Below are 2,183 nucleotides of genomic sequence, written 5' to 3'. Positions count from 1 at the left end.
TGCCGGGCAAGGTCGAGGAGCATTACATCATCGGCAACACGGCGGGCACGACGCCCACGATCTCTCTGGACTCGGCTATGGGCTTCACGCCGCAGGCCGGTGACAGCTACGAGATCCTCTCCGGCCGCCTGTTCATGTTGAGCGCCGGCACCCTGGCTGCCGGGTGCTGGAATCATTACGACATCGCCATGAACTCGTTCTATGGCAACATCGCTACCGCCAACCTCCGCGACAATCAACACGGATTGCGACTTCCTGGGGCTGGACGAGTCGTACGTTCCCTGCGATGCGAATCCCGGCGACGGGTACTTCGGCCAGTTGGCGGCCACCGCCTCCAGCTCCACCAGCATCACGGGGCAGGCGGCCAACGGCGACGCCTCGGTGCTAGCCAACGAATACCGCAACTTCCAGATCCGGATCGTGCAGGACCCGGTGAATCCGACGGCCGTGGGCCAGCGCCGGAACGTCACCTCGCACACGGCAGGGCCTTCTGCGGTGTACACGGTCCCGGCTTGGGCGGTCACGCCGTCGTCGAGCGGGGTGTTCGTTATTGAGAACAATGGCGACCGCATCCTCTACTGAGGGTCCGCGCAGAGCAACAGCTACACCTACAACATCAACGCGAACACCTGGGATACCTCCACGTTCGCCGCGCGCTCCGCGGCCCACGCTGCTGGGTCGTTCAACGCACCGTCGTTCTTCATGCGGCCGGACTCGCAGAAGCAATCGCGGAACAGCTTCGTGTACGTCTTCCGTGGCGGTAACGTGGCCACCTGCGATCTGTTCGATATCGCGGGCGGCACCAACGGCGCGTGGACGGCGGCGATCCTATATGGCGGATCTAGCACGCTGTTCACGACCGGCACGACAGCGACGCCCGACCCCTACACTGGTGGCGGCCAGACCACGTTCATCAACCCCAACGGCGGCCAGCGCTACCTCCGGTTCGATGTGAAGAATCGCGCCCTCAGCCCGGCGTTTTACCTGCGGTATCCGGTGGGCACGGCGGCTGACTGCCAGCGATTGGCGACCGCGCTATTCGTGGACGGCGCGACGAAGCTCACTTTCCTAATCAGGCAGAGGATGGCCGGCGTCGAGTGCTTCGAATTGGCGGTGCAGAAGTAGGCTGGCATGCTCCTGCTTGGCTTTAACAACACGCGCGCGCTGGCCGGTGCCGCCACGGGCCAGGGCAGTACCGGCGCGCAACTCGTCGCGCTCCGGTCGGTCGATGGGTTCACTGAGGGCACATCCACAACGATCGCCCACTTCGTCGCCATCCGCGAATTCCTGGCATGGGCAGCTGGCCAGGGGACGCCCCGTGGTGGCATCCGGGTGTACCGCTCGATGGCGGGTACCGCCGCCAACTCGGTGGCGGTATCGGCTCGCCTTGCGCGACTCGGGACTATCAACGGGGCTGCCGCGGTGTCGGTCCTTGTGGCCGCGCGCTTCGGGCCGGTGCATTCCCTGGGAGGCGTCGTCGGGGGCGACTCGAGTGCTGCAGCGATCAAGCGTGCGCGTGATTGTTGTGCCGTATGATCTGCGCACGGCGTTCACCGATGCCGAGTCGCGTTTCGTAGCCGTTCCCGCTGGACTGCGACGCGTCGCTGGAGCTGCGGAGCGCCGGCTGGTCGTAGTCGGTGCGGAGATTCGGAAAGTTGCCGCATGACTACCTTCACCAAAGACCCAGATGCCGTTCTGGATTACTCCATCGAGTGGTCGAAGTGGTTGGCTGGCGATCAGATCCAGACGAGCACATGGACCGCGGCGGATCCTGACCTTCAGGCCGCCAATGAGACGAACACCGTTACCAGCACCACAGTTTGGCTGTCCGGTGGCACAGAAGGTCAGTCTTATACCGTCACGAACCACATTACCAGAGTGGGCGGCCGCACGGATGAGCGCTCATTCACTATCCAGGTGGAAAACCGTTAGCTCGACAGGGGCGAATTTCCCCAATGGCCGACTGTTTACCCGCGGGCGCGTCTATCGGAAAAACCAAGCGTTGACCGTGCGTACGGATAATTGGATAATGAATGCAGGCGTTGGAGTTCGCCGTTAACTGCCCCACCGGGGAAGATGACTCCTACCAGGGACGCTCTGGCAGGATGAGTTCTTCCGCATCCCCCGTCAGAGAAGAATCCTTGGAGAGGTCCTGTTTCGCCCGGGTCCTGGTGCGCTCGGGG

4 protein-coding genes and 1 riboswitch are annotated in these 2,183 nt (G+C 63.4%); all 4 genes read left to right on the top strand.

Annotated features, from left to right (window positions below; all coding sequences use genetic code 11):
* Positions 1-201 precede the first annotated feature (201 nt).
* The 4 genes from VML93_RS26860 (at position 202) to VML93_RS26845 (ending at position 1,932) form a co-directional block, all read left to right on the top strand.
* The gene (locus tag VML93_RS26860; RefSeq protein ID WP_325615300.1) at positions 202-582 is read left to right on the top strand and encodes a hypothetical protein; all 381 of its coding nucleotides are present in this window, start codon (positions 202-204) and stop codon (positions 580-582) included.
* Between the two features lie 120 nt (positions 583-702).
* Positions 703-1,125 (top strand): hypothetical protein, encoded by a 423-nt coding sequence (locus VML93_RS26855; protein WP_325615299.1) that lies wholly within the window; start codon positions 703-705, stop codon positions 1,123-1,125.
* 6 nt (positions 1,126-1,131) lie between these two features.
* Positions 1,132-1,536 (top strand): hypothetical protein, encoded by a 405-nt coding sequence (locus VML93_RS26850; protein ID WP_325615298.1) that lies wholly within the window; start codon positions 1,132-1,134, stop codon positions 1,534-1,536.
* Positions 1,537-1,662: 126 nt separating this feature from the next.
* Complete coding sequence (locus VML93_RS26845; protein WP_325615297.1) at positions 1,663-1,932, top strand: hypothetical protein; 270 nt, start codon at positions 1,663-1,665, stop codon at positions 1,930-1,932.
* Positions 1,933-2,029: 97 nt separating this feature from the next.
* A riboswitch (Fluoride riboswitch) is annotated at positions 2,030-2,093 on the top strand.
* Positions 2,094-2,183 lie beyond the last annotated feature (90 nt).

It is taken from the genome of Mycobacterium sp., assembly GCF_035499775.1.
In the GTDB taxonomy this organism is placed as follows: domain Bacteria; phylum Actinomycetota; class Actinomycetes; order Mycobacteriales; family Mycobacteriaceae; genus Mycobacterium.
This window is presented reverse-complemented; position numbering and strand designations above follow the sequence as displayed.

Coding starts and splice junctions, on each gene's coding strand:
- VML93_RS26860 (WP_325615300.1), top strand. CDS start 202: ATGGCAACATCGCTACCGCCAACCTCCGCGACAATCAACACGGATTGC.
- VML93_RS26855 (WP_325615299.1), top strand. CDS start 703: ATGCGGCCGGACTCGCAGAAGCAATCGCGGAACAGCTTCGTGTACGTC.
- VML93_RS26850 (WP_325615298.1), top strand. CDS start 1,132: ATGCTCCTGCTTGGCTTTAACAACACGCGCGCGCTGGCCGGTGCCGCC.
- VML93_RS26845 (WP_325615297.1), top strand. CDS start 1,663: ATGACTACCTTCACCAAAGACCCAGATGCCGTTCTGGATTACTCCATC.